Annotated in this window: 19 protein-coding genes; 11 read left to right on the top strand and 8 right to left on the bottom strand. The window is 61.7% G+C overall.

What is annotated here, in order from left to right; all coding sequences use genetic code 11:
* Window positions 1–52: 52 nt before the first annotated feature.
* The 6 genes from lpdA to AC3WS7_RS00830 all read right to left on the bottom strand — a co-directional run bounded on the left by lpdA (window position 53) and on the right by AC3WS7_RS00830 (window position 9,405).
* Window positions 53–1,480 carry a dihydrolipoyl dehydrogenase gene (gene lpdA / locus AC3WS7_RS00855; protein ID WP_492655049.1) on the bottom strand — a complete coding sequence of 476 codons (1,428 nt, stop codon included), beginning with the start codon at window positions 1,478–1,480 and terminating at the stop codon, window positions 53–55.
* A 12-nt stretch (window positions 1,481–1,492) separates the two neighbouring features.
* Window positions 1,493–2,743, bottom strand: coding sequence for a 2-oxoglutarate dehydrogenase complex dihydrolipoyllysine-residue succinyltransferase (odhB, locus tag AC3WS7_RS00850; RefSeq protein WP_296470878.1), 1,251 nt, complete (start codon window positions 2,741–2,743; stop codon window positions 1,493–1,495).
* 46 nt (window positions 2,744–2,789) lie between these two features.
* Window positions 2,790–5,684: a 2-oxoglutarate dehydrogenase E1 component gene (locus AC3WS7_RS00845; protein WP_296470880.1), complete on the bottom strand. Its 2,895-nt coding sequence runs from the start codon at window positions 5,682–5,684 to the stop codon at window positions 2,790–2,792.
* A gap of 350 nt (window positions 5,685–6,034) precedes the next feature.
* Entirely contained in the window at window positions 6,035–7,936 is a 1,902-nt protein-coding gene (locus AC3WS7_RS00840) for a propionate--CoA ligase (RefSeq protein ID WP_492655048.1), read from the bottom strand.
* A 149-nt stretch (window positions 7,937–8,085) separates the two neighbouring features.
* The gene (locus AC3WS7_RS00835; protein ID WP_296470887.1) at window positions 8,086–8,694 is read right to left on the bottom strand and encodes an isochorismatase family protein; all 609 of its coding nucleotides are present in this window, start codon (window positions 8,692–8,694) and stop codon (window positions 8,086–8,088) included.
* Window positions 8,695–8,763: 69 nt separating this feature from the next.
* The gene (locus tag AC3WS7_RS00830; RefSeq protein ID WP_492655047.1) at window positions 8,764–9,405 is read right to left on the bottom strand and encodes a TetR/AcrR family transcriptional regulator; all 642 of its coding nucleotides are present in this window, start codon (window positions 9,403–9,405) and stop codon (window positions 8,764–8,766) included.
* A gap of 250 nt (window positions 9,406–9,655) precedes the next feature.
* Here AC3WS7_RS00830 and AC3WS7_RS00825 point away from each other — a divergent pair, with 250 nt between their 5' ends.
* From AC3WS7_RS00825 to AC3WS7_RS00795, 7 genes are all read left to right on the top strand, one after another.
* A complete protein-coding gene (locus AC3WS7_RS00825; RefSeq protein WP_296470893.1) occupies window positions 9,656–10,216 on the top strand; it encodes a C40 family peptidase in 561 nt (186 codons plus the stop codon).
* A 76-nt stretch (window positions 10,217–10,292) separates the two neighbouring features.
* The gene (locus AC3WS7_RS00820) at window positions 10,293–11,000 is read left to right on the top strand and encodes a VOC family protein (protein WP_492655046.1); all 708 of its coding nucleotides are present in this window, start codon (window positions 10,293–10,295) and stop codon (window positions 10,998–11,000) included.
* 81 nt (window positions 11,001–11,081) lie between these two features.
* Window positions 11,082–13,685, top strand: coding sequence for a DEAD/DEAH box helicase (locus tag AC3WS7_RS00815; RefSeq protein WP_492655045.1), 2,604 nt, complete (start codon window positions 11,082–11,084; stop codon window positions 13,683–13,685).
* A 168-nt stretch (window positions 13,686–13,853) separates the two neighbouring features.
* On the top strand, window positions 13,854–17,336 hold the full coding sequence (gene hsdR / locus AC3WS7_RS00810) for a type I restriction-modification system endonuclease (protein WP_492655044.1): 3,483 nt from the start codon (window positions 13,854–13,856) through the stop codon (window positions 17,334–17,336).
* A gap of 22 nt (window positions 17,337–17,358) precedes the next feature.
* Entirely contained in the window at window positions 17,359–18,816 is a 1,458-nt protein-coding gene (locus AC3WS7_RS00805) for a class I SAM-dependent DNA methyltransferase (protein WP_492655043.1), read from the top strand.
* Window positions 18,813–20,186, top strand: a complete 1,374-nt coding sequence (locus tag AC3WS7_RS00800; protein ID WP_492655042.1) for a restriction endonuclease subunit S — start codon at window positions 18,813–18,815, stop codon at window positions 20,184–20,186. The genes AC3WS7_RS00805 and AC3WS7_RS00800 overlap by 4 nt, the downstream gene beginning before the upstream one ends.
* Window positions 20,187–20,200: 14 nt before the next feature.
* Complete coding sequence (locus tag AC3WS7_RS00795; RefSeq protein WP_492655041.1) at window positions 20,201–21,394, top strand: hypothetical protein; 1,194 nt, start codon at window positions 20,201–20,203, stop codon at window positions 21,392–21,394.
* Here the strand turns inward: AC3WS7_RS00795 and AC3WS7_RS00790 are convergent.
* Both AC3WS7_RS00790 and AC3WS7_RS00785 read right to left on the bottom strand, forming a co-directional pair.
* A complete protein-coding gene (locus AC3WS7_RS00790) occupies window positions 21,373–21,510 on the bottom strand; it encodes a hypothetical protein (RefSeq protein WP_492655040.1) in 138 nt (45 codons plus the stop codon). The genes AC3WS7_RS00795 and AC3WS7_RS00790 overlap by 22 nt on opposite strands.
* A 27-nt stretch (window positions 21,511–21,537) precedes the next feature.
* Entirely contained in the window at window positions 21,538–21,711 is a 174-nt protein-coding gene (locus AC3WS7_RS00785) for a hypothetical protein (RefSeq protein ID WP_492655039.1), read from the bottom strand.
* A 220-nt stretch (window positions 21,712–21,931) separates the two neighbouring features.
* On the opposite strand from AC3WS7_RS00785, the gene AC3WS7_RS00780 reads away from it, so the two are divergent.
* From AC3WS7_RS00780 to AC3WS7_RS00765, 4 genes are all read left to right on the top strand, one after another.
* Entirely contained in the window at window positions 21,932–22,432 is a 501-nt protein-coding gene (locus AC3WS7_RS00780) for a MarR family winged helix-turn-helix transcriptional regulator (protein WP_492655038.1), read from the top strand.
* Between the two features lie 115 nt (window positions 22,433–22,547).
* The gene (locus AC3WS7_RS00775) at window positions 22,548–23,630 is read left to right on the top strand and encodes an aromatic ring-hydroxylating dioxygenase subunit alpha (protein ID WP_492655037.1); all 1,083 of its coding nucleotides are present in this window, start codon (window positions 22,548–22,550) and stop codon (window positions 23,628–23,630) included.
* Window positions 23,627–24,595: a PDR/VanB family oxidoreductase gene (locus tag AC3WS7_RS00770; RefSeq protein WP_492655036.1), complete on the top strand. Its 969-nt coding sequence runs from the start codon at window positions 23,627–23,629 to the stop codon at window positions 24,593–24,595. The genes AC3WS7_RS00775 and AC3WS7_RS00770 overlap by 4 nt, the downstream gene beginning before the upstream one ends.
* Window positions 24,596–24,787: 192 nt before the next feature.
* Entirely contained in the window at window positions 24,788–25,486 is a 699-nt protein-coding gene (locus tag AC3WS7_RS00765) for a FadR/GntR family transcriptional regulator (protein WP_296470915.1), read from the top strand.
* The last annotated feature ends 20 nt before the right edge of the window (window positions 25,487–25,506 follow it).

Here is a 25,506-nt window from a genome sequence, read left to right as displayed (position 1 = left end):
AGCTGCTAGCGCACTATTCATGCGGGCTAGCAGCTTATTTGGTGCAAAACTATCAGAAGTTCAGCGTGCGCTTGTCTACGGCCAGGGCCGCTTCCTTGGTCGCTTCACTCAGGCTCGGGTGGGCGTGGCAGATGCGGGCGATGTCTTCCGCGCTGGCCTTGAACTCCATGGCCACCACAGCCTCAGAGATCAATTCCGACGCCTGCGGACCGACGATGTGCACACCCAGGATTTCGTCCGTCGTAGCGTCTGCCAGGAACTTCACAAAACCGGTGGTGTCACCCAAAGCACGTGCACGGCCATTCGCCAGGAATGGGAACTGACCCGCCTTGTAGGCCACGCCATCCGCCTTGAGCTGCTGCTCGGTACGGCCAACCCAAGCAATCTCGGGGCTGGTGTAAATCACCCAAGGGATGGTGTTGAAGTTGACGTGACCATGTTGGCCGGCAATGCGCTCAGCCACGGCGACGCCCTCTTCTTCCGCCTTGTGCGCCAACATGGGGCCGCGCACCACATCACCCACCGCCCAGACACCGGGCAGATTGGTTTTGCAGTCAGCATCCACCACGATCGCACCGCGCTCGTCCAGCGCCAAGCCTACCGACTCGGTGTTCAAACCGGTGGTGTTGGGCACGCGGCCGATGGAGATGATGAGCTTGTCGACATCCAGCGTCTGGGCTTCGCCCTTGGCATTGGTGTAGGCCACCGACACGCCCTTCTTGCCGTTCTTGATCTCGCCGACCTTCACGCCCAGCTCAATCTTCAGGCCCTGCTTGGTGAACGCCTTGTGCGCTTCCTTGGCCACACCTTCGTCCACCGCACCCAGGAATACGGGCAGGCCTTCGAGGATGGTGACTTCCGCGCCCAGGCGCTTCCACACCGATCCCATTTCCAGGCCGATCACGCCGGAGCCGATCAAGCCCAGTTTCTTGGGCACAGCACCGATGTTCAGCGCGCCGTCGTTAGACAGCACATTGACTTCATCGAACGGCGTGCCGGGAAGGGCACGCGCGTTGGAACCCGTGGCGATGATGATGTGCTTGCCGATGATGGTTTCTTCGGCAGCGCCAGCCACCTTGATTTCGTAGCCACCTTCAGCTGCCTTGGCGAAAGAGCCGCGGCCGTGGAAGAAGGCAACCTTGTTCTTCTTGAACAGGTACAAGATACCGTCGTTGTTCTGCTTCACCACAGTGTTCTTGCGGGCAATCATCTTGGCCACATCCATGCTCACACCCTTCACCTCAATGCCGTGCTCGGCAAAGTGGTGGTTGGCATGGTTGAAGTGCTCGGAGGATTGCAGCAGCGCCTTGGAAGGAATGCAGCCCACGTTGGTGCACGTACCGCCGGGAGCGGGGCCGCCTGCGGCATTCTTCCACTCGTCGATACAGGCCACGTTAAAGCCCAGCTGGGCGGCGCGGATGGCGGCGATGTAGCCACCAGGGCCACCGCCGATAACGATCACGTCGAATTGTTTGCTCATGCTGTGTGATCCTTAGATGTCAAACAGGAGTCGTGCGGGATCTTCCAGCGCTTCCTTCATGGCCACCAGGCCCAAGACAGCTTCACGGCCGTCGATGATGCGGTGGTCGTAGGACATGGCGAAGTAGTTCATGGGACGAACCACCACTTGGCCGTTCTCGACCATGGCGCGATCTTTGGTCGCGTGCACGCCCAGAATGGCGCTTTGTGGAGGGTTGATGATGGGGGTAGACATCATGGAACCGAAGGTGCCGCCGTTGGAGATGGAGAAAGTACCACCGGTCATTTCTTCAATGCCCAGCTTGCCATCCTTGGCCTTCTGGCCGAATTCAGCAATCTTCTTCTCAATGTCTGCAAAGCTCATCTGGTCTGCATTGCGCAAGATGGGCACCACCAAGCCGCGGGGCGAGCCCACGGCGATACCGATATCGAAGTAGCCGTGGTAGACGATGTCGGTACCGTCCACGGAGGCATTCAATACGGGGAATTTCTTCAGGGCGTGCACAGCAGCCTTGACGAAGAAGCTCATAAAGCCCAGCTTGCAGCCGTGTTCCTTTTCGAAACGCTCTTGCATGCGCTTGCGCATGTCCATGACCGGAGCCATGTTGATTTCGTTGAAGGTGGTCAGGATGGCGTTGGTGGACTGCGACTGCAACAGGCGCTCGGCTACGCGGGCACGCAGGCGGCTCATGGGAACGCGCTGCTCAGGGCGGTCGCCCAGGTTCACGGAAGGAGCTGCCACTTGGGGCAGGGATTTGGTCGGAACGCCCGTGGGGATTGCGGCAGCAGCTACTACTTTAGGAGCAGCAGCGGCAGCCAACACATCACCCTTGGTGATACGACCGTCTTTGCCTGTGCCTTCGACGCTGGATGCTGCGATGCCGTTGTCGGCCAGCAGCTTGGCGGCGGCGGGCATGGCCACACCAGCCTTGGAGTTGCTGGCTGCGGCGGCAGCAGCCACAGGGGCGGCTGCTGCAGGGGCAGCGGCGGAAGCGGCGGCAGGAGCCACGGCACCAGCCACTGCCGCGGTGTCAATGCGGGCGATCAGCTGCTCAGCAGCCACGGTGGCGCCATCAGCAGCCACCAACTCGACCAGCACGCCGGCAGCAGGTGCAGGCACTTCCATCACGACCTTGTCGGTTTCGACTTCGATCAGGATTTCGTCGACAGCAACTGCCTCGCCGACCTTCTTTTTCCATTGCAACAAGGTTGCTTCCGCCACAGATTCAGACAGCTGTGGGACTTTGACTTCTACGATTGCCATATCAAATTCTTTCCGTAATGTGTTGTAGGTGCGAAGTGCTGCTGACTTACTTGGTCAGCACGAAGCCCTTCAGCTTGCCAAAAGCGCCTTCGACCAGAGCCTTTTGTTGCTCCTGGTGCAAGTGGGAGTAGCCCACTGCCGGCGAAGCAGATGCCGCACGGCCGGAGTAGCCCAGCTTCTGGCCTTCCAACATGTTTTCGTGGATGTAGTGCTGCACGAAGAACCACGCGCCCTGGTTTTGCGGCTCGTCCTGGCACCACACCACGTCGGTGGCGTTGGGGTACTTCTTCAGTTCGGTCGCAAAGGCCTTGTGCGGGAAGGGGTACAACTGCTCCACGCGGAGGATGGCGACATCGGTATCGCCCTTCTCTTCGCGCTTCTTCACCAGGTCGTAATACACCTTGCCGGAGCAGGCAATCACACGCTTGACCTTGTCACCCTTGAGCTCCTTGCTCTCGGGGATCACGGTCTGGAAAGCACCCTTGGTGAACTCGGACAGCGGCGATGTAGCGTCCTTGTTACGCAGCAAGCTCTTGGGCGTCATGATGATCAAAGGCTTGCGCAGGTTGCGCACCATCTGACGACGCAGCACGTGGAAGATCTGGCTGGCCGTGGTGGGCTGCACGATCTGCATATTGGTGTCAGCCGCCAATTGCATAAAGCGCTCCAGGCGTGCCGAGCTGTGCTCAGGGCCCTGACCTTCGTAGCCGTGCGGCAGCATCAGCGTGATGCCGTTCACACGGCCCCACTTCACTTCGCCGGACGCGATGAACTGGTCAATCACCACCTGGGCGCCGTTGGCGAAGTCACCGAACTGCGCTTCCCAGATCACCAGGGTGTTGGGGTCGTTGGATGCGTAGCCGTATTCAAAGCCCAGCACCGCTTCTTCGGACAAGATGGAGTCGATGACAACAAACGGGGCCTGGTTGTCAGCCACGTTTTGCAAAGGCACGTAGGTACCAGCATCCCACTTCTCACGCTTCTGGTCGTGAATCACAGCGTGGCGGTGGGTAAAGGTGCCGCGTCCGCAGTCTTCGCCCGACAGGCGCACCGGGTAGCCGCTGGCCACCAGGGATGCGAAAGCCATGTGCTCGCCCATGCCCCAGTCCACATTCACTTCACCACGACCCATGGCGGCACGGTCGTCGTACACCTTTTTCACCAATTGGTGGGGCGTCACGCCATCGGGAATGGTGGTGAGCTTTTCTGACAAGCGCTTCCACTCTGTCAAAGGCAGTGCCGTGTCGCCGGCATCGGTCCACTTCTTGCCCAAAAATGGCGACCAGTCCACCGAGTACTTGCTCTTGAAGTTGGTCAGAACCGGGTCTACGGTGTGCTTGCCCGCATCCATCGCAGCGCGGTATTCCTTGACCATGGCATCACCCAACTCAGCGCCCAACCCTTGGGCGGACAGTTTGTCTGCGTACAACTTGCGAGTTCCGGGGTGGGCCGTAATCTTTTTGTACATCAGCGGCTGGGTCAGCGCAGGGGTGTCTTGCTCGTTGTGGCCCAGCTTGCGGTAGCAAGTGATGTCGACCACCACGTCCTGGCGGAACTCCATGCGGAACTCCAGTGCCAGTTGGGTCGCCAGCACCACGGCTTCCGGATCATCACCATTCACGTGCAGCACCGGCGACTCGACCATCTTCACGATGTCGGTACAAAACGCACTGGAGCGCATGTCGCGTGGGTCAGAGGTGGTGAAACCGATCTGGTTGTTGATGATCAGGTGGACCGTACCGCCCGTGGTGTATCCACGGGTTTGGGCCAAAGCCAGCGTTTCCTGGTTCACACCTTGGCCGCCAAAGGCCGCATCACCGTGCACCAGCACAGGCAGCACTTGGGTACCCCTGGGATCATCACGGCGATCCATGCGGGCACGCACCGAACCTTCCACCACGGGGTTCACAATCTCCAGGTGCGAAGGGTTGAAGGCCAGCGAGAGGTGCACCGGGCCGCCAGGGGTGGATACGTCCGAGCTAAAGCCCTGGTGGTATTTCACGTCGCCTGCAGGCAGCTCTTCGGGCGCAGTGTGGTCAAACTCGGCAAACAGGTCTGCCGGCATCTTGCCCAAGGTGTTCACCAACACATTCAGGCGTCCTCGGTGGGCCATGCCGATCACGATTTCCTGCACACCTTTGGCGCCCGCTTGCTGGATCAGTTCGTCCATCGCGGCAATGAAGCTCTCCCCCCCTTCGAGGGAGAAACGCTTTTGCCCCACATACTTGGTGTGGAGGAATCGCTCCAAGCCTTCTGCTGCGGTCAGGCGCTCCAGAATGTGTTTTTTCTTCTCGGCATTGAACTGGGGTTTGCTACGGCTGGCCTCCAGTTTTTGCTGCCACCAACGCTTCTGGTTCTGGTCGGTGGTGTACATGTACTCCACGCCAATGGTGCCGCAGTAGGTTTCACGCAGGGCGTTCATGAGCTCGCGCAGGCTCATCGACTCCTTGCCAAAGAAGGTGTTGCTGATGTTGAAGACCGTTTCCTGGTCTGCATCACTGAAGCCATAGAAAGAAGGCTCCAGCTCGGGAATCTTGTCGCGCTCCGTGCGCTTGAGGGGGTCCAGATCGGCCCAGCGAGCGCCAACGTTGCGGTAGGCCGCAATCAATTGCTGCACGGCGGTACGCTTTCGGCCCATTTCGGAATCGGCACCGGTGGCCATGACGGTCTGCTTGACGCCCTTTTTGGCCAGATCAACAAACGCGTTGATCACCGGCATGTGGGCTACGTCTTTGGAGGTGGTACCGTCGGCTGCAGGGACGTTTTGCAAGGCGTCGAAGTAATCGCGCCAAGTATCGGGAACGCTGCCGGGATTGGCCAAGTAGTTTTCGTACATCTCTTCGACGTACGGGGCATTGCCACCGAACAGGTAGGTATTGCCTTGGTAGGTTTGGTACACGGACGAAGCCGTGCTCGCACCATGGGAGCTGGAATCACTCATATTTCGCTGACCTCCGTTCCCCTTCAGGGAACATTAGCTGGTTAAAGCTGGTTAATTAACCTTCCGCGACACGGCTGAACCGATTGGCGGATGCGACTGTGGCATGGGAAGGGCCTTCATTGCAGGGCGGATTGTGCCACTTTATGCCGACTGGGCAAAGGTTATTTTGCGGCTCAGACGTCCACCGCAACCAACCCCCTGCCGGCCAGAAATTCAGCACACAGACCGGATCTTGCCCACCCAAAGTCACCCGTGACGCCTTTCCGATCGGCAACAACGCCGACGGATCGGTCACGGTGAATGCGAAACAGGATGCGATGTGGTCTGCACCAAGAGAACACTGGAAGTCCCTAGGCCGGATTGCCCGCCAGATCGCGAATTTGCTGCAAAGCAGCAGGGTCTTCCATGGTGGTCAAGTCGCCAGGATCCCGCCCTTCACATACCGCCTGAATGGCGCGGCGCAGCAGCTTGCCGCTGCGGGTTTTGGGCAACACACTCACAAAACGCACCCGTGCCGGGCGCCCCACGGCCCCCAGAGTCTGGTCTACCACTTTCATGACCTCGCCTTCGAGCTTCAACCGGGCCGCATCGTCCACCAGCAGGCTGGCGTCTTTCACCACCGCAAACGCCATGGCCACCTGGCCCTTGAGTGCGTCGGCCACGCCCACCACCGCAACCTCCGAAATATTGGGATGGCTGGAAATGCTTTCTTCGATTTCGCGCGTCCCCAGGCGGTGACCGGCGACATTGATCACATCGTCAGTACGCCCCAAGATGAAGTAGTAGCCATCCTGGTCACGCACGCCCCAGTCGAAGGTGCTGTAGACCAGCTTGCCCGGAATGCTGCTCCAGTAGGTTTTGACAAAACGTTCATCGTCTTGCCACACGGTCTGCATGCAGCCAGGAGGCAGCGGGCCTTCAATCGCCACCACCCCTTTCTGGTCGGCACCGGTCAGCTCCTCTCCCGTGTTTTCATCCAAGAGCTTGACGTTGTAGCCATACATGGCCACGCCCGGGCTGCCAAACTTGCTCGCGGCCTTTTCCACGCCGTTGGCAATGCTGAGAATGGGCCAGCCGGTCTCGGTCTGCCAGTAGTTGTCGATGATCGGCTTGCCCAGCGCACCGCTGATCCACTGCGCGGTCGGCTCATCCAGCGGCTCTCCGGCCAAGAACAAGGCACGCAGGCTGGACAGGTCGTATTTGCTGAGCAGCGCTGGGTCCTGTTTCTTGAGCACCCGCACAGCGGTGGGGGCGCTAAACATCACCGTCACCTTGTATTTCTCCACCAGGCTCCACCACACGCCGCCGTCGGGCCGGGTGGGCAAGCCCTCGTACATGATGGTGGCCATACCGGCGATCAGCGGGCCGTAAATGATGTAGCTGTGCCCCACCACCCAGCCAATGTCGCTGGTCGAGAAGTAGGTCTCACCGGCCTTGCCGCAGTAGATGTGCTTCATGCTGGCGGCCAACGCCACCGCGTAACCACCGGTGTCGCGCTGCACACCCTTGGGCTTGCCCGTGGTCCCGCTGGTGTAGAGCGTGTAGCTGGGGTGGGTGGCATCCAGCCACACGCACGGCACGGTGGTGTCCAGATGCGCGGCACGCAAGTCGGCCCACAGATGGTCCCGCCCGGCCACCAACGCCATGGTTGCCAGCTTGCGATCAACCAACAGCACGGCGGACGGCTTATGGGAAGACAGGGCAATCGCCTCGTCCAGCAGAGGCTTGTACTCCACCACCTTGCCGCCGCGCGAGCCGGCATCGGCACTCACGATGACGGTGGGCGACGCATCCTCGATACGGGACGCCAGCGAGCCCGAGGCAAAACCGCCAAACACCACCGAATGGATGGCACCAATGCGCACACAGGCCAGCATGGCAAATGCGGCCTCGGCCACCATGGGCATATAGATCAGCACCCGGTCGCCCTGGCGCACACCCAGTGCCTGCAGCGCGGCTGCCATGCGCTGCACTTCGGCGTGCAGCTGCCGAAAGCTGTAGACCTGTTCGGTATTCGTCTCGGTGGAGACGGCAATTAGGGCCGCTTGGTCAGGCCGGGTGGCCAGGTGGCGATCCACCGCGTTGTGGCAGAGGTTGGTAGTGCCGCCCACGAACCAGCGGGCGAAGGGCGGATTGCTGTAGTCGCAGACCTGCCGGGGTGGCGTGTGCCAGTCGATCAGGGCCGATTGTTCAGTCCAAAAGCCATCGCGGTCATCGATGGAGCGGCGGTGAAAGTCGGCGTAGCTTGTCATTGTGTGTCTCCTGTCGGGCCTATCAAACTGAATTCATAATTATGGATAAGCAACTTGCTACAAGCTGACTCATCCGAATTCAGTGGCCCCATAGCGGGGCAACGGCTCGCCGCCGCGCCCTGCAAGCCCCCACAGAAACACAAACCGCGCTATTTGATAAGCGCTTGCATCTCCTTGAAGGCGGGGTGTTCGGCCGAACGCAGCCACTCAAATCCGACCATTTCGGTCGTGACCAGCTCCGCGCCCGCACCGGCCAGACGGTCAAACGCGGCATCGCGGTTGCGCTCGGTGCGGGAGGTACAGGCGTCAGTCACCACCCATACATCGAACTCGTCCTCCAGCAGATTCAAGGCGGTTTGCAACAGGCACACATGGGCTTCGCAACCCGCAATCACCACCATGCCGCGCTCGGAAGCTGCGGGCTTTTGCAGGTGCTTGGGCAGGCTGCGTGCATTACCCTGCACCGGTTTGGCGGGCGGGCGCAGCCATTCGCCCAGCCCCTCTTCCACCGCGCTGAACTGCATTTTGCTTAGCAAGCGCGCATTGGCCGATTGCAGCGCTGCGGCCAGCTCGGGCACCGTGGCGCCCAGGCCACTGGGGTTTTGCTCGGTGTACACCACAGGCACTTCCAGCAGGGCCGCCCACTGCGCCAGGCGGTTGGCGTTGGCCAGCACCGCAGCCGATTCAAACATCGCGGGCATCAGGCGGGCCTGATAGTCCACCAGCACCAGCTGGCTCTCTTCCAATTCAATCAACATCGCCATCCTCCTTGCGTTGCGTGCGAGCATAACCGCGCAGGCTGCGCCGCGCAGCCCGGCAGCGGTGCTCTAGCCAAACAAATCCACCTGGGCAAATTCCTCGGGCACAGCCGCCGCAGCGGCCTGCGCAGGCGACGCCACCAGGCGCAACTGCACACTTTCTATATAGGCAGCCAGCGCGTCCACCGCCAGGGCATTGGTCCCGCTGAGCTTGCTGGGGTCGTGGATCAGCAAGACCCCCACGGCCATGGACAGCAGCGCCATGGTCTCACGCTGCAACAGCGCCGGACTGCAACCCAGCAGCTGCAAGGCCTGGGTCACCGGGGCCAGTGAATCCATCAGCAAGCTGGCCAGCCCGTCACCCATGCGCCCCAGGCCCCGTCCGTCGCTGGACAGGACGTGCAGCAGCAAATGCGCCTCGGCCGGATGCGCCAGAAAGTAGGCAAACCAGGCTTGGGCCCGTGCCGCAAAGCCCCCTTCTGGCGCGCTGCGTGCCACCTTGGCCGCCAGGGCTGCGGCCTGCGCACGCGCCAAGCTGTCGGCCAGCACCGCTTCAAACAGCGCCTGCTTGCCCGGAAAGTAGGCATACAAGGCACCTGCCGTGTAGCCCGCCCGCTTGGCAATGTCGCGCACATTGGTACTGGCCACCCCGCCCTCGGCCACGGCCTGGCGCACGGCGCGTAGCACCAGATCGCGCCGGGTTTGCGCCATTACCTCTTGCCTGGATCGCCGGGAATCACTCACACAAAGCCTTTAGCATTGAACAAAAGCCAATTATTACAACCTTGTTTTTAAAACCATTGGTAGTTTTTAATATTGAACAATGTTCAAATAAAAATACAAACAACTGCATACATTTTTGTCCATCAAAAGCAAATTGTTATGAATCAATGACTTAGCAAGACAATCTAAGAAGTCACATTGCTTGACAAGCTCCAGCCGTGCCCCTAGAGTGCGCCACATGCGAAAAATCCTCCTCATCGCCCTGCTTGCCGCCTGCGCCTCTGCCCAGGCCAGCCCCCAAGGCACGGGTGATGAGATAGGCCATTTCATGACCGAACGTGGCCTGCTGTCGCGTATTGGCTCTGTGGGTGAAAAGGTGGAGGCCCGTGCCACCGAGCTGGTCATGAACTCCATGGCGTTCCTGGGCGTTCCCTACAAGCGCGGCGGCACCAATTCCGACACCGGCTTTGACTGCAGCGGCTTTGTGCGCGCCATCTACGAGCAAACCGCAGGCTTGGTACTGCCCCGCCGTGCAGAGCAACAAGCTGCCGCCACCCAAAAAATCGACAAAACCGACTTGAAGCCCGGCGACTTGGTGTTTTTCAACACCCTGCGCCGCACCTTCAGCCATGTTGGTATTTACGTGGGCAATGGCAAGTTCATCCACTCCCCCAAACCCGGCGCCGAAGTGCGCGTGGAAGACATGGGCGTGAGCTACTGGGCCAAGCGCTTTGACGGCGCTCGCCGCGTCAGCACCGACGAATCCGCAGCAAGCGCCACGACAGCCGCCAGCCGCTGAGCCAGCGGTGCGCTTTGGCGCAGCAGGTTTTGCCCGGCCGGGGCCGCACCACCAGCCAAGGTGGTATGTTCCAACGATGAAAACACAGATAGACCACCTCGTCGTTGCAGCCCACACCCTGGAACAGGGTGTGCAGTGGTGCGAAGCCACCCTCGGCATCACCCCGGAAGCCGGCGGCGAACACAGCCAGTTCGGCACCCACAACAAGCTCTTCAAGATCGCCACGCCGGCCCACCCGCTGGCGTATTTCGAGATCATCGCCATCAACCCCGGCGCCAAAGGCCCGGCCAACCCGAACGCCAAACGCTGGTTCGACCTGGACAGCCCCGAACTGCGTGCCGCGGTCGCCAAGGAACCGCGCCTGGTGCACTTTGTGGCGGGCACGGATGAGATGCAAACCGCCCGCATCGCCCTGAAAAACTTGGGCATCGACCGCGGCCCGGCCATGCCGGCCAGCCGCCATTCGCGCAAAGGCGTGTTGCACTGGCAGATCACCGTGCGGGAAGATGGCTACCGCCTGTTTGAAGGCTGCCTGCCCACGCTCATCCAATGGGGCAAACCGGACGACGCCGAGCCCCTGCGCCTGCACCCGCGCAACAGCCTGCCGCGCAACCGCGTCAGCCTGGACAGCATCGCGGTGAGCCACCCGAGCGCCGCCAAGCTGCAAGCCGCCTATGCCGCGATCGGTCTGGGTGACATCCCCGTTTCCGAGGGCCCGGCCAACCTGAGCGCCACCCTCAAAACCCCCAAGGGCCTGGTCACGCTGCAAAGCCTGGGGATTTAAGCTGCGGGCTCCGGCAAGCAATTGCTCCTTTTTTGATAGCTGCTTGCGCATATTCCACGGGCGCTAGCAGCCATTTTGACCATGAACCGCAAGCGCACACCGCCTCTGCCCGCCGACCCAAGCCACCCGGAGCCCGACGCTGATGGCACCGTGCACGGCCAGTTCCGCCCGCGCATCACGCTGATGACGCTGGGCCGGGGCGAGGGCCTGCTGGGCCTCAAGCCCCAGGGCAAGCTTGCGCCCCGCGGCGACAGCGTGACGCTGGCGCAGTTCGACTGGACCTACCGCACACCAGCAGGCGACCGCTGGGAAACGCCCGCCCCCACGTCCATCCTCAACAGCCGCCCGGCCGCATGTGAAGAGCTGTTCGACACCGGCGGCCCGCTGGTGCGCCTGCAGCGCAACCTGGTGGCCGAGGCCGACGCCATGGACGCGGTGTGGGACCTGGGCTTTGTGCCGCTGGCGGACACCACCTTCCAGTGGCGCAGCCAGAAACAGCGCCCGCACCTGGGTGCCGTGTGGACGCTGCCGCAGGAAGACCACTTTGGCGACTTCTGGGCCGACCAGGTGCCCCAGCTCCAGGCCAAGGGCTGGACCGTGGTGGTGCAGCCCGGCTTTGCACACGAGAGCGTGCCGGTGGAGCGCTGGAAGCTCATCCTGAGCCCCGACACCGGCGAGGTGCTGGGCAAAGAGCTGGACAGCCCCCTGGTGAAACCCGCCCGCGGCGTCGAAAAACTGGCCCTGCCCGAGCGCGAGGGCGAATGGCTGCTGAGCCTGGGCATAGAGATTGACGGCGAGACGCTGGACCTCGCCCCCATGCTGGCCAACCTCATCAAGCGCGACCCGCGCTGGCTGATTCGCAATTACCTCGACACCTTGGACGACCTGGCCACCGTGTCGCTGCGGGCGCCGGGTGGCAAGCGCATTGACGCCGAAGCCGGCCCGCTCAAAGCCATCGTGGGCGCCATGGTGGATTTGCTGACCGACCCGCAACGCATGGCGCCCAAGGGCCCCCTCCAGCTGGGCGCGTGGGAAGCCCGCCGCATCAACACCCTGCGCGCCAGCCTGCTGGACGCCTCACGCGTCGGCGCCCACCAAGGCTGGCAGCTGGAAGGCGACGCAGGCCTGGCCACGCTGGCCAAACGCTTGCACACCATCGGCCAGCCCCAGCCGGTGCCAGCCCCCCAAGGCCTGCAGGTGCAACTGCGCCCTTACCAGCTGGAAGGCCTGGCCTGGCTGCAATACCTGCGGGCGCAGCACCTGGGCGGCATCCTGGCCGATGACATGGGCCTGGGCAAAACCGCCCAAGCGCTGGCCCATGTGCTGCTTGAAAAGCAAGCTGGCAGGCTGGACCGCCCAGTGCTGGTGGTGCTGCCCACCTCGCTGCTGTTCAACTGGCAGGCCGAGGCAAAGCGCATGGCGCCGGAATTGCGGGTGCTGAACCTGCACGGGCCGGACCGCGCCGCCCTGTTTGCGGCGATGCCCGCGCATGACTTGGTGCTCACCACCTACCCGCTGCTGTGGCGCGACATCGATGCGCTGGCCGCGCAGCCTTTTCATCTGGTCATTCTGGATGAGGCGCAAATGGTCAAAAACGCGGCCAGCCGCAGCGCCCGCGCCCTGCGCCAGCTGCAAAGCCGCCACCGCCTGTGCCTGACCGGCACCCCGCTGGAAAACCACCTGGGCGAACTCTGGGCGCAGTTCGACTGGCTGATGCCCGGCTTTCTGGGCGACCAGCGCAGCTTTGCCGCCCGCTGGCGCAAGCCGATTGAAGAGAACGGAGAGACGGTGCGCGCCGCCCTGCTTGCCCAGCGCGTGCGCCCCTTCATCCTGCGCCGCCGCAAGCAAGACGTGGCCACCGAACTGCCGCCGCGCACCGAAGTCATCCAGCGCGTGCAACTGCAAGGCCGCCAACGCGAGCTGTACGAGAGCGTGCGCGTGGCCGCCGACAAACAAGTGCGCCGCGTACTGCAACGCCAGAACTTTGCCGGCGCGCAGATCAGCATCCTCGATGCCCTGCTCAAGCTGCGGCAGGTGTGTTGCGATCCATTCCTCGTCAAAGGCAGTGAGCTTGGGCCAGACATGGAACGCGCCAAACTCCACGCGCTGACCGACTTGTTGGTGCCGCTGGTGGATGAAGGCCGACGCGTGCTGGTGTTCTCCCAGTTCACCGAGCTGCTGGAGCTGATTGCGGATGCGCTCTCTGCATTGCGCCTGCCGTTTTTGAGCCTGACCGGCAACACCCGCCCCGCCCAGCGAGGCGAAGTGGTGCAGCGCTTTCAAGACCTGGAAGTGCCGGTGCTGCTGGTCAGCCTGAAAGCCGGCGGCGTCGGCCTGAACCTCACTGCCGCCGACACCGTCATCCACATGGACCCGTGGTGGAACCCGGCGGTCGAAGAGCAAGCCACCGCCCGCGCCCACCGCATCGGCCAGGACCAACCGGTGTTCGTCTACAAGCTGGTGGTGGAAGGCAGCATCGAAGAACGCATGCTGGAACTGCAGGCCCGCAAACTCGCCCTGTCCGACAGCGTGCTCGGCCACGACGCCGAAGGATCGCCCAAGTTTGACGAGGCGGATTTGCAAGCGCTGCTGGCGCCACTGGGCGCGCTGATGGAACAAGGCCAAACGCCGGAAGAAGCGGCGCGGCGCTGGGGGCGGACCGGGAGCCGCGTGGACGGCATTTAGGCATCAAATTGGCCTCTAGCGCTCATGAAATATGCGCAAGCAGCTACTAAATAAATAGCAAACTCCAGCCGCATCTACACCCCAAGATTCCCTGCACAATAAGCCCACAGCCACTCACCGCTCCAAAGCGCTTCAGACGCCGAGCACTTGTCCATCCGCAGGGAGCCCATGGTCCAAAGCAGCAGCAACTTCCACTTTCTGGCGCAGCACTCTCCGCTGCTGGCCGATCTGGGCGCCACCGCCGAACGGCTCTTTCCCTTTGACCCCGCCAGCTGCGTGCTCAAGCTACGCATATTGGCCGAATCGCTTACCCAAGAAATGGCCGCCCAACTGGGCGTGCGCCTGCAGCAGCCCACCCAAGCCGAGCTGCTGCGCGCGGTGGACTCCCGGCTGGGGCTTGACCCGCAAGTGCGCCAGATGTTTCATCTGCTGCGCCACCGGGGCAACGAAGCCGCCCACCAAGCCGACCACGCCATTGGTTACCGCGAGGGGCTGGAAGCCCTGAAGGTCGCGCGTGAAGTGGCGCTGTGGTTTCACCGTACTTTTGGCCAGCAACCCAACTTCAAACCCGGCCCCTTTGTGCTGCCGGACGACCCCAGCCAAAAGCTCAACTCCCTGCAAACCCAACTGGCCCAACTGCAACAGGCCCTGCAAGATGCCCAGGCCGCGCAAAGCAACCAGGCGGAGGTATCCCAACTACTAGAAGCCGCCGCCGCTCAAGAACGCGCCATGGCCCAGCGCGCCCAAGAAGAACGCGCCATCTTTGAGGCACTGGCGCAAGAGGCCAGCGACAACTACGCCAAGCTCAAGGCCGACTTCGACCAACGCATTGCCGAAAGCCCTGCGCAAACCGAAGCTGCAGCCACCCAAGCCTTTGCCGGCAAAGCCGCCCTGGCCGCCCAGCAAGTGCAGATGGACGAAGCCGCCACCCGCCTACTGATCGACCAACTGCTCATCGACGCCGGCTGGGACGCCAACACCGTGCACAGCACCCACGCCAAAGGTGCCCGCCCCGAAAAAGGCAAAAACAAAGCCATTGCCGAGTGGCCCACCCAGGGCAAGCAAAGCGCCGACTACATCTTGTTTGCCGGGCTCACCCCCATTGCGGCTATAGAGGCCAAGCGCCTCAACACCAACGTGGCCGGCAAGATCCCCCAAGCCGAGCGCTACGCCCGTGGTCTGCAATTGGCCGCCGAACACCAACCCGCTTGGGCTACTGAGGGCCGCGCCGCACCCTGGCCGGATGGCGAAGGTGGCAGCTTTCAGCTCCCGTTTGTGTACTCGTGCAACGGCCGCCCGCTCATCAAGCAAAGCCCTGAAGCCAGCGGCACCTGGCACCGCGACGTGCGCCAGACAGCCAACTTGCGCAAAGTATTGCCCGGCTTCCATTCGCCCGATGGCTTGCTGGACCAGCTCACCCGATCACGCGCAGACGCCGAAGCCCGCTTGGCCCAAGAGAGCTTTGCGTACCTGCGCCTGCGCGACTATCAGGTGAAAGCCATCTCGGCGGTAGAGACCGCGCTGGCCAGCGGCCAAAGCAACTGCCTGCTGGCCATGGCTACCGGCACCGGCAAAACCCGCACCATCATCGGGCTGATGTACCGGTTTTTGAAGGCCGAGCGCTTTCGCCGCATCTTGTTTTTGGTGGACCGTACCGCCCTGGGCGACCAGGCCATGGACAACTTCAACGAAGCCCCGCTGGAGCAAGACCAGCCCCTGTCCAAGATCTACAACATCGCCGACCTAGGCGACATGGCCGCTGAGGCCGAAACCCGCGTGCAAGTGGCCACCGTGCAAGCCATGGTCAAGCGCATCTTTGGCAGCGACAACCCGCCGCAACTGGACGCATACGACTGCATCATCGTGGACGAAGCCCACCGCGGCTACACGCTGGACCAGGACATGACCGAAGGCGAGCTGACCCTGCGCGACCCGGCCCAGTACCTCAGCAGCTACCGCCGCGTGCTCGACTACTTTGACGCCGCCAAAATCGGCCTCACTGCCACACCTGCCCAGCACACCAGCGAAATTTTTGGCAAACCGGTTTACACCTACTCTTACCGCGAAGCTGTGGCCGACGACTGGCTCATCGACTACGAGCCGCCCATCCGCTACGAAACCCTGCTCAGCAAACACGGTATCCACTTCGCCAAGGGCGACACGGTAGAGAGCCTGAACCTAAGCACCGGCGAGATTGAAGCCGCCGAGCTGAACGACGAGCTGCACTTTGAGGTGGAAAGCTTCAACCGCCGCGTTATCAACGAAGACTTCAACCGCATCATCTGCGAGCAACTGGCCCAAGAGCTGGACCCGCTGGGCGAAGAAAAAACCATGGTTTTCTGCGCCACCGACGCGCATGCCGACATGGTGGTGCGCCTGCTGGGCCAGGCGTTTGAAGGCATTTATGGCGAGCAATACAACCAGGCCGCCGTGCAAAAAATCACCGGCGCGTCTGACAGGGTGGACAAGCTCATACGCCGCTACAAGAACGAGCGCTTTCCCAGCATCGCAGTTACCGTAGACCTGCTCACCACCGGCATTGATGTGCCGGCCATCTGCCATTTGGTGTTCATGCGTCGCGTCAAGTCGCGCATCTTGTACGAGCAAATGATTGGCCGCGCCACCCGCCGCTGCGACGACATTGGCAAAACCGTCTTCAAAATCTACGACCCAGTGAACCTGTACGCCACCCTGCAAGACGTGAACACCATGCAACCGCTGGTGAAGAACCCGCAGGTGGACATGGAGCAACTGCTGGACGAGCTCAACAACCCCGCCGCCTACACCGCCCCCGGCAGTGCGCCCGGCCGCAGCCACGCGCACGAGGTGCTGGACGAGCTGAACCAAAAACTCATGCGCGTGCTGCGCAGCGCCCAGCACAAGGCCGACAAACGCCCCGCCCTGCAAAACAAGCTGGACGCGCTGGAGCAGCAATGGGGCGTGCCGCCCGCGCAGCTGCACCGCCACCTGCACCAACTGGGCCGCGACCACGGCCCGCAAGCGGCGGCTGACTTTTTGCGCCACAACACCCAGCTGCTCACCCAGCTGGCCGAGGTGCGCGAACTCATGGGCACGGCATACCGCCCCATCCTCTCCACCCACCAAGACCAGTTTGTAGCCCGCGAACAAAGCTGGGGCGACCACTACAAGCCGCAGGACTACCTGGAAAGCTTTGGCCAGTTTGTGCGTGAACAGGTCAACCAAAGCGCCGCGCTGGCCGTGGTGGTCAACCGGCCCAAAGACCTGACGCGTGAACAGCTCAAAGAAGTGCGCCTGCTGCTGGACGGCAAAGGCTTTAGCGAAGCCCGCCTGCAAGCCGCCTGGCGCAGCCAGAGCAACCAGGACATTGCCGCCGGCATCATGGGCTATATCCGCCAGGCTGCGCTGGGCGAGGCCCTGCTGCCGTTTGACGAGCGGGTCAAACTCGCCCTGCAAAAGCTCTACGCCACCCACCCCTTCACCCCCGTGCAGCGCAAGTGGCTGGACCGCCTGGCCAAGCAACTCACCCACGAGCTGGTCATCGACCACACCTTCGTCAACCAGGCCTTGGCCCAAGACGGCGGTGCCAAACAGCTCGACAAACTGCTGACGGGCCAGCTGGACGTTGTGCTGGGCGAAATCGCCACCTATCTATGGCCCAATGCGGCCTGACTTTTTGAACTAGAAGACTTCCATGGCCACCCAAGACATCGTCCAGAAACTCTGGAACCTCTGCGACGTGCTGCGCGACGACGGCATCAACTACAGCGACTACGTCACCGAGCTGGTGCTGCTGCTCTTTATCAAAATGGAGCACGAGAACGCCGAGAGCGGCATCCTGCAAGCCCACAAGCTGCCCGACTACGCTCGCTGGCCTGAGTTGACCAGCCGCAGTGGCCTGAACCTGCTCAACCACTATCGCGAAACCCTGCTCAAGCTCAGCCAAAGCCCCGATAGGCTCATCAGCGCCATTTACGCCGATGCGCAAACCAGCCTCAAAGAGCCACGCCACCTGGAGCAGCTGGTCAAAAGCCTGGACGGCATCGACTGGTTCAGCGCCCGGCAAGACGGCCTGGGCGACCTGTACGAAGGCCTGCTGGAGAAAAACGCCTCTGAGACCAAAAGCGGCGCCGGCCAATACTTCACGCCCCGCCCGTTGATTGACACCATCGTGCAGCTCATGCAGCCCCAACCGGGCGAAACCGTGCAAGACCCGGCAGCGGGTACGGCCGGCTTTTTGATAGCGGCCGACCGCTACATCAAAGACCACACCGACGACCTCTACAACCTGACCGAGAAGCAACGCAAGTTCCAGCGCAACCAAGCCTTTTTGGGCATGGAGCTGGTGGGCAGCACTCGCCGCCTGGCGCTGATGAACTGCCTGTTGCACGGCATGGAGGGCGACGACGAAGGCGTGGTGCACGTGGGCAACACGCTGGGCCAAGCCGGTGCGGCCCTGCCCAAAACCGCCCACCTCATGCTCAGCAACCCGCCCTTTGGCACGGCCAAAGGCGGCGGCGGCCCCACGCGCGACGACCTCACCTTTGCCACCAGCAACAAGCAGCTCGCGTTTTTGCAGCACATCGTGCGCCACCTGCGCGACGGGGGCCGCGCCGCCGTGGTGCTGCCCGACAACGTGCTGTTTGAAGCCGGCGTGGGCGCCGACGTGCGCCGCGACCTGATGGACAAGTGCCGCCTGCACACCATCCTGCGGCTGCCCACCGGCATCTTTTACGCCCAGGGCGTGAAAACCAATGTGCTGTTTTTTGAGAAGGTAAGCCAGGCCGCCACTGGCAGCACGAGCGCCGTGTGGGTGTACGACATGCGCGCCAACGCCCCCAAGTTTGGCAAGCGCACCCCGCTCACCGACGCGCACTTTGCCGACTTTATTGCCGCCTACGGCACCGACCCCAACGGCAAAGCCGAGCGCCAAGACCAGGGCGAACAAGGCCGTTTTCGCCGCTTCAGCCGCGAGTGGATTGCGTCAGAGCGAGGCGACAGCCTGGACATTGCCTGGCTGAAGGACGACAACGCCGAAGACGCCGCCGACCTGCCCGAGCCCGCCGTGCTGGCGCGGGAGGCGGTGGACGAGTTGAATGCGGCGGTGGCAGAGCTGGAAGCGATCTTGGCGGAGTTGGGGGAAGTGCAATGACTGTCGCGCTTCCATCTTCATGGAAAGAAGCTCCAATTGGCACGTTATGCGTCAACACTGAACAAGTAACCCCGGATGCCGAAGCTGAGTTCATCTATGTCGATATAGCTTCAGTTGACCGTGAAACGAAAAAGATCACTTCGCCACAGCGCATGCTGGGCAAGGATGCTCCATCACGTGCACGCAAACTGATCAAGACCGGTGACACCATCGTCTCCACGACACGACCAAACCTCAATGCGGTTGCTCTCGTTGATCAAGCGCTAGACGGCCAAATAGCTTCGACAGGTTTTGATGTTCTGCGTGCACCTGGGCTAGACCCGCGTTGGCTCGGGTACCTCGTACGGACAAGAGCATTTGTAGATGCTATGTCCTCGCTTGTACAAGGTGCCTTGTATCCCGCTATTCGTGGAAAAGACGTTCGCTCTTTTGTAACGCCCATTGCTCCGGCCAACGAGCAAAAACGCATTGCCGACAAACTCGACACCGTCCTCACCCGCGTAGACGCCGTCAACACCCGCCTGGCCCGCGTCGCCCCCCTGCTCAAACGCTTCCGCCAATCCGTCCTCGCCGCCGCCACCTCGGGGCGGCTGACGGATGATTGGCGCAAAACAAAGGAAGGAACAGTCGCACTCGAATACCAATCTATTGAATTGACTATTCCTTACGCACACGCCATCACTGCTCCAAAGGCTTGGACAGCGATGCGTTTCGATGAGGCTATTGATTTGGTTGGAGGAAGCCAACCTCCGAAAGCCGTTTTCTCGGACGTTGAGCAGGATGGATACGTTCGCTTGATACAAATTCGTGACTACAAATCCGACAAATACAAGACGCACATTCCCCGTGAGTTGGCTCGCCGCTTTTGCTCAAGCTCAGACGTAATGATCGGTCGCTATGGCCCGCCAATATTTCAGATACTGCGGGGCCTTGAGGGTGCGTACAACGTTGCATTGATGAAGGCAGTTCCACGCCAAGACATCTATAGCAACGACTACCTTTTTTACTTTTTACAAAAGCCTGACCTGCTGCGATATGTCGAGGCTGGCTCAGATCGCACGGCTGGACAAGATGGAGTCAACAAAGATCATTTGATCAAGTACCCCATTTTCGCCCCACCCATCGAAGAACAAACCGAAATCGTCCGCCGCGTAGAAACCCTGTTCGCCTTTGCCGACCGGCTCGAAGCCCGCCTGGCCCAGGCCCAGACCGCCGCCACCCGCCTCACCCCCGCGCTCTTGGCCAAGGCCTTTCGCGGTGAGCTGGTGCCCCAAGACCCGAACGACGAACCGGCAGCAGAGCTGCTGCGCCGCCTGGCAGAAAAGCCCGCGACACCCGCAAAGCGGGGACGTGCTGCCAAAGCGATCTGAAGACGCGGCAAGACGTGAACGATAAAGACGCCGTCCAGCTTGCGCAAGCCATTCAGACCTTTGCATTGATGCCATTGCATGGGCTTGCAGAAGTCGATGGCAAAAGCTTCCGCACTTTGCTGTATGAGTTGACGGGGCTATCCCCTGCACGCATTGCCAAGGGGAAGCTGGATTCACTGCGCCCTTCGACACAGACAAAAATCAAGCGTCACCAGCAGGACTGGCTTGCCATGCAAGCGCAGAGCAAACCTGAACTCTTGGCATCCATGCAGACTCGCATTGCAACTGCGCCCAAAACGGCGGCAGGCAACTATGCGAATTGGGCAGGTTGGGTGCACATGTTTGAGCATTTGCCAGAGCTTCCCCTCATCCGAAGCAAACAGATAGCACTGGTTGTCGATGAATTAATCGAGGACCTGCTGAAGGCCTGCGTAGCGGGCGGAGTGGCTCTATTTCGGCAAGTGCTACTTGACCACTTTGAACGGTACGGCAATCCCATTAGTTTGGTAGGCGAACCGTTGGAGCCATTGAAGGGAGATACCAGCGAACTCACTGGACTCAACAACTGGCAGGACGCAGGAAGATTGACCGGGAAACTGTTCTACAACCTGTATCTCGACATGTTGACTGCACTGGATGTGGAATGGTGCGGACTGTCCTTCGGACCAATACAGGTGCCACCGCTGTTTCCCTTGGTCATGCCCAAAGCAAAGGACGGGTTGGAATTGGGCGTTGTCCCGGCATCCAAGAAAAATTTGTTCATTCGGCCAACGCGAAGGTTACTGGTATTCATGCACGCTTTGCTGCACAAGCGCTACCGCTACAAATGGCCCACCAGAGAAGCAAGCCCCAAAGTTTTAGCCACGGCTTTGGGACTGGAGGCATCAGAACTGAGTAACTACTTCGATGGCACGCGCAAGCTCACCTTGAAAAAGGCAAGCAACTACTGGGTGGCACTCTGCACCCACTTTTCAAAAGGACAAGCGCGTTTGCAAGACATGCCGCCCCTGCCAGAACCACTCGTTTGGCTGGCGCTTCACTGGCAGCAAGTTTTGGTGAAAGACAAGGAACGGTCCATCATTCTTTTGGACACACAGACTTACCTCGATTTCTGGCAGCGTCGCCATGTTTTGTGGCTGGGCCAATCGAAAGCCAAAACAATCGAATGGCCCAGCTGGCTTACTGGTCAGTCCTCGTCGCTGCCTTGAGCGGCACGTTCTTCCCAGTCATCGGGGCGCTCATCGTCACCCCGTGAGTGCCAGTACTCGTCGTTGTTGGGGTTGCATTGGTTGCTGTGATTGTCGTTGTCAGATTGGCGGGACATGTGAATGCTCCTCGGTGTTAGTTTGGTTTACGCAGCCCGTTTGGCAACCACGCTCTGCATGTTGCCGACATACGAACCTTTGGGCGTTTGGCCGCCGTGCTGTTTGGCTACAGCACCTTGGATGCGAGCCAGTGCGGCAGACGTAAGAGGCGCCTTGGGGGCGGACTTGGGTGCTGCTGCACCACTACGTGATTTGCTCATGGAAAACTCCTTGGATAGTTGGAAAACGTGGCTGGGTCAGCCACAGAGTTAATGTGGGTCAGATCCGCCTCGGAGTTCATCCAAGAATTTTCACTTTCTCGACATGACGTGGACTTCGTTGAAAGCAAGGAAGCTCTTAAATTTCAGTAAAAATAGCCTCTAGCCCTCATAAAATATGCGCGAGCAGCTACTAAATACATAGCAAAACTACTACCTCAACATGCCAGACAATCGCGCCGCCGCTGACACCCCCATCCCCCTGCAAGCCGAACCCGGCCACCTGATTCGCCGGGCGCACCAGTTGGCGGTGGGCACGTTTGCCAAGACGCATGGCAAACAAATCACGCCGGTGCAGTACGCCATCCTGCGCGCGCTGGAAGACGCACCGGGCATGGACCAGGTGACGCTGGCGGACCGGGTGGCGCTGGACACGTCCACCACCGCCGACATTGCCGCGCGGCTGGATGCCAAGGGCTGGATCGTGCGGGAGCTGCTGCCCCGCCGCCAGCGCGCGCTGCGCCTGACCGCCGAGGGCGAAGCGGTGCTGGCCGAGATGCTGCCGCGCGTGGCGCCCATGTACGCACAGCTGTTGGACGCCTTGGAGCCCGCGGAGCGCGACGAGTTTTTGCGCTTGCTGCGCAAGTTTGTGCACCTGAACACCCCAGCCCCTGAAGACCAGGCCAACACGCCAGACAGCGCCGCCGACCAGTCGTCGGAATAAGCCCATTCCGAGGGAAAACCCTCATCCCCAGCCCCTAGCCGCGGAATTGACTTAGGTCTATGATTTGCGTCATTCAGCATACTGAATGAAGAATTTCCACCCAAGGAGCCCCACCATGTTTCCCCTCAACACCTGGTACGTTGCCGCCCGCAGCGAAGAAATCCCCTCCGACCGCCCCTTGGGCCGCCGCATCTGCAATGTGCCGATGGCCTTGTTCCGCAACAGCGCGGGCGTGGCGGCGGCGGTGGAAGACTTTTGCCCGCACCGGGGCGCCCCGCTCTCGCTGGGCAAGGTGGAAGGCGACACGCTGGTCTGCGGCTACCACGGCCTGGCCATGGGTTGCGATGGCAAAACCGTGTCCATGCCCTGCCAGCGCACACGCGGCTTCCCCGCCATCCGCAGCTTCCCCATCCATGAGGCGCATGGTTTTGTCTGGGTGTGGCCCGGCGATGCCACCAAGGCGGATGTGGCGAGCATCCCCAAGTTTGAGTGGCTGGGCAACCCGCAGTTCGGCTACGGCGGCGGGCTCTACGAGATTGCCTGCGACTACCGCCTGATGATCGACAACCTGATGGACCTGACGCATGAAACCTATGTGCACAGCACCAGCATTGGCCAGAAGGAAATTGACGAAGTGCCCTGCCAGACCCGTGTGGACGGCGACCACGTGATCACCGAGCGCTACATGGAAGGCATTGAGGCGCCACCGTTCTGGAAGATGGCGCTGCGCATGAATGGCCTGCCCGACGACCAGCCGGTGGACCGCTGGCAGATCTGCCACTTCACGCCGCCCAGCCACATCATGATCGAGGTGGGGGTAGCGCTGCAGGGCCATGGCGGCTACCAGGCGCCGGACGAGTACAAGGCCGCCAGCTGGGTGGTGGACTTCATCACCCCCGAAACAGATACGTCCATCCACTACTTCTGGGGCATGGCGCGCAAGTTCAAGCCGCAAGACACGGCGCTCACCGCTCAGATCCGCGAAGGCCAAGGCAAGATCTTTGCGGAAGACCAGGAAATGCTGGAACGCCAGCAACAAAACCTGCTGGCCTACCCCGAGCGCAAGCTGCTGATGCTCAACATCGACACCGGCGGCGTGCAGTCTCGCAAGGTGATTGACCGCGTGGTGGCCGCAGAGCGCAACCCCGCCGCCACCGAAGGAACGGCGCAAACGGCCACACAGGGCGCGGCGGCATGAGCGGGACGACGACCCTGCAGGTACGCGTAGCCGCCAAGCGCACCGAGGCGCAGGACATTTGCAGCCTGGAGCTGGTGGCCGCAGACGGCGGCGCCCTGCCCGCCTTCACCGCCGGTGCGCACATTGATGTGCACCTGCCCAATGGCTTGGTGCGCCAGTATTCGCTGTGCAACGCACCCAGCGAGACCCACCGTTATGTCATTGGCGTGCTGCGCGATGCGGCCTCCCGCGGCGGCTCGGCCGCGGTGCACGACCTGGTGCTTGAAGGCAGCGTGCTCACCATCAGCGCACCGCGCAACCTGTTTGCACTGGAAGCCAGTGCGCCGCACCACCTGCTGCTGGCCGGCGGCATTGGCATCACGCCCATGCTGGCGATGGCTGAGCACCTGGTCACCATCGGCCAACCCTTCACCCTGCACCACTGCAATCGCTCGCGCAAGCGCACCGCCTTCATCAACCGCGTGGCGACGGCCCCGTTTGCCGCGCACGCCCAGCACCACTTTGACGATGGTGACGCGGCACAGAAGCTGGACATTGCCGCCACCCTGAAACATGCACCGGCGGGTACTCACCTGTATGTGTGCGGCCCGCAAGGTTTTATGGACGCCGTGCTCGCCGCAGGCTGCGCTGCGGGCTGGCCCGAAGAGCGCTTGCACCGCGAGTACTTTGGCGCCGCTCCGGTGGACCACACCAACGACGGCAGCTTTGAGCTGGAGATTGCGAGCACCGGCAAGGTCATCAAGGTGCTGGCCGACCAGACCGCGCTGGCCGCGCTGCATGCGGCGGGCCTGGACATTCCCATGTCCTGCGAGCAAGGCGTATGTGGCACCTGCCTCACCCGCGTGAAGGCCGGCATACCCGACCACCGCGACCAGTACCTGGAGCCTGCCGAACAGGCCGCCAACGACCAGTTCCTGCCCTGCTGCTCACGCGCCAGCAGCGCCCGCTTGGTGCTGGATTTATAGCCAAATTGGCACCTAGCCCTTATGGATACTGCGCAAGCAGCTCCTTAATTGATAGCAAAAACCGCCCGCAAGGCGGTTTTTTTACGCCTGCATGCTGCTGCGTCGGGAAAACCCTAGACCTTTCCCACACCAAACCGCCCCACAATTCGGCCAACTGGTCTTACCAATTTACCTTTTAGCCAAATCTTCCGCATGCCCTTCCAACCCATAGAGCCGCGCCGCCTGTACCGCCAGATTGCCGACCAGCTGCGCCAGCTCATCCAGAGCGGTGAGTTTGCCGTGGGCAGCAAGCTGCCCGCCGAGCGCGACCTGGCGGCCAAGATGGGCGTGTCCCGCCCGTCGGTGCGGGAAGCACTGATTGCGCTCGAAGTGGAAGGCCTGATCGAAGTGCGCATGGGCTCGGGCATTGTGGTGATTGGCCGCGAGAGCGTGCGCCTGCTGGACAACGCGCACGGCCCGCTGGAAATCATCCGCGCGCGCCAGCTCATTGAATGTGAACTGGCAGCCCTGGCCGCCCGCAGCACCGACCCCACGCTGGTGCCCGACCTGTTGGAAACCCTGCGCGACATGGAAGTCGACATAGCCGCCCGCACCCTGCCCATCCGCGGCGACCGGGCCTTCCACATCCGCATCGCCCAGGCCAGCGACAACAGCGCCTTGCAAGCGGTGGTGACCCAGCTGTTTGACGAGCGCAATGGCCCCTTGTTCCAACAGCTGGGCGGTCACTTTGAACGCGAAGCCACCTGGAAGGCCGCGGTGGACGAACACCGTGCCGTGGTCGAAGCCATTGCCGCCCACGACCCCGACATGGCGCGCGCCGCCATGAGCGGCCACCTGGACCACTCGCACGAACGCTTCTCCGCCGGCTGGCCCACCCCCACCGACGCCTGACCCCACCGGACGCCCCGACC

This window comes from Rhodoferax sp. EU05-FHT12H12 (assembly GCF_058791215.1).
Note: the sequence above shows the minus strand (reverse complement) of the source record. Positions and strands in the feature narration are given on the sequence as shown.

What these genes read in the sequence shown, in the direction of transcription:
- lpdA (WP_492655049.1), bottom strand. Translation starts at nt 1,480, where the DNA reads ATGAGCAAACAATTCGACGTGATCGTTATCGGCGGTGGCCCTGGTGGC.
- odhB (WP_296470878.1), bottom strand. Translation starts at nt 2,743, where the DNA reads ATGGCAATCGTAGAAGTCAAAGTCCCACAGCTGTCTGAATCTGTGGCG.
- AC3WS7_RS00845 (WP_296470880.1), bottom strand. Translation starts at nt 5,684, where the DNA reads ATGAGTGATTCCAGCTCCCATGGTGCGAGCACGGCTTCGTCCGTGTAC.
- AC3WS7_RS00840 (WP_492655048.1), bottom strand. Translation starts at nt 7,936, where the DNA reads ATGACAAGCTACGCCGACTTTCACCGCCGCTCCATCGATGACCGCGAT.
- AC3WS7_RS00835 (WP_296470887.1), bottom strand. Translation starts at nt 8,694, where the DNA reads ATGTTGATTGAATTGGAAGAGAGCCAGCTGGTGCTGGTGGACTATCAG.
- AC3WS7_RS00830 (WP_492655047.1), bottom strand. Translation starts at nt 9,405, where the DNA reads ATGGCGCAAACCCGGCGCGATCTGGTGCTACGCGCCGTGCGCCAGGCC.
- AC3WS7_RS00825 (WP_296470893.1), top strand. Translation starts at nt 9,656, where the DNA reads ATGCGAAAAATCCTCCTCATCGCCCTGCTTGCCGCCTGCGCCTCTGCC.
- AC3WS7_RS00820 (WP_492655046.1), top strand. Translation starts at nt 10,293, where the DNA reads ATGAAAACACAGATAGACCACCTCGTCGTTGCAGCCCACACCCTGGAA.
- AC3WS7_RS00815 (WP_492655045.1), top strand. Translation starts at nt 11,082, where the DNA reads ATGAACCGCAAGCGCACACCGCCTCTGCCCGCCGACCCAAGCCACCCG.
- hsdR (WP_492655044.1), top strand. Translation starts at nt 13,854, where the DNA reads ATGGTCCAAAGCAGCAGCAACTTCCACTTTCTGGCGCAGCACTCTCCG.
- AC3WS7_RS00805 (WP_492655043.1), top strand. Translation starts at nt 17,359, where the DNA reads ATGGCCACCCAAGACATCGTCCAGAAACTCTGGAACCTCTGCGACGTG.
- AC3WS7_RS00800 (WP_492655042.1), top strand. Translation starts at nt 18,813, where the DNA reads ATGACTGTCGCGCTTCCATCTTCATGGAAAGAAGCTCCAATTGGCACG.
- AC3WS7_RS00790 (WP_492655040.1), bottom strand. Translation starts at nt 21,510, where the DNA reads ATGTCCCGCCAATCTGACAACGACAATCACAGCAACCAATGCAACCCC.
- AC3WS7_RS00785 (WP_492655039.1), bottom strand. Translation starts at nt 21,711, where the DNA reads ATGAGCAAATCACGTAGTGGTGCAGCAGCACCCAAGTCCGCCCCCAAG.
- AC3WS7_RS00780 (WP_492655038.1), top strand. Translation starts at nt 21,932, where the DNA reads ATGCCAGACAATCGCGCCGCCGCTGACACCCCCATCCCCCTGCAAGCC.
- AC3WS7_RS00775 (WP_492655037.1), top strand. Translation starts at nt 22,548, where the DNA reads ATGTTTCCCCTCAACACCTGGTACGTTGCCGCCCGCAGCGAAGAAATC.
- AC3WS7_RS00770 (WP_492655036.1), top strand. Translation starts at nt 23,627, where the DNA reads ATGAGCGGGACGACGACCCTGCAGGTACGCGTAGCCGCCAAGCGCACC.
- AC3WS7_RS00765 (WP_296470915.1), top strand. Translation starts at nt 24,788, where the DNA reads ATGCCCTTCCAACCCATAGAGCCGCGCCGCCTGTACCGCCAGATTGCC.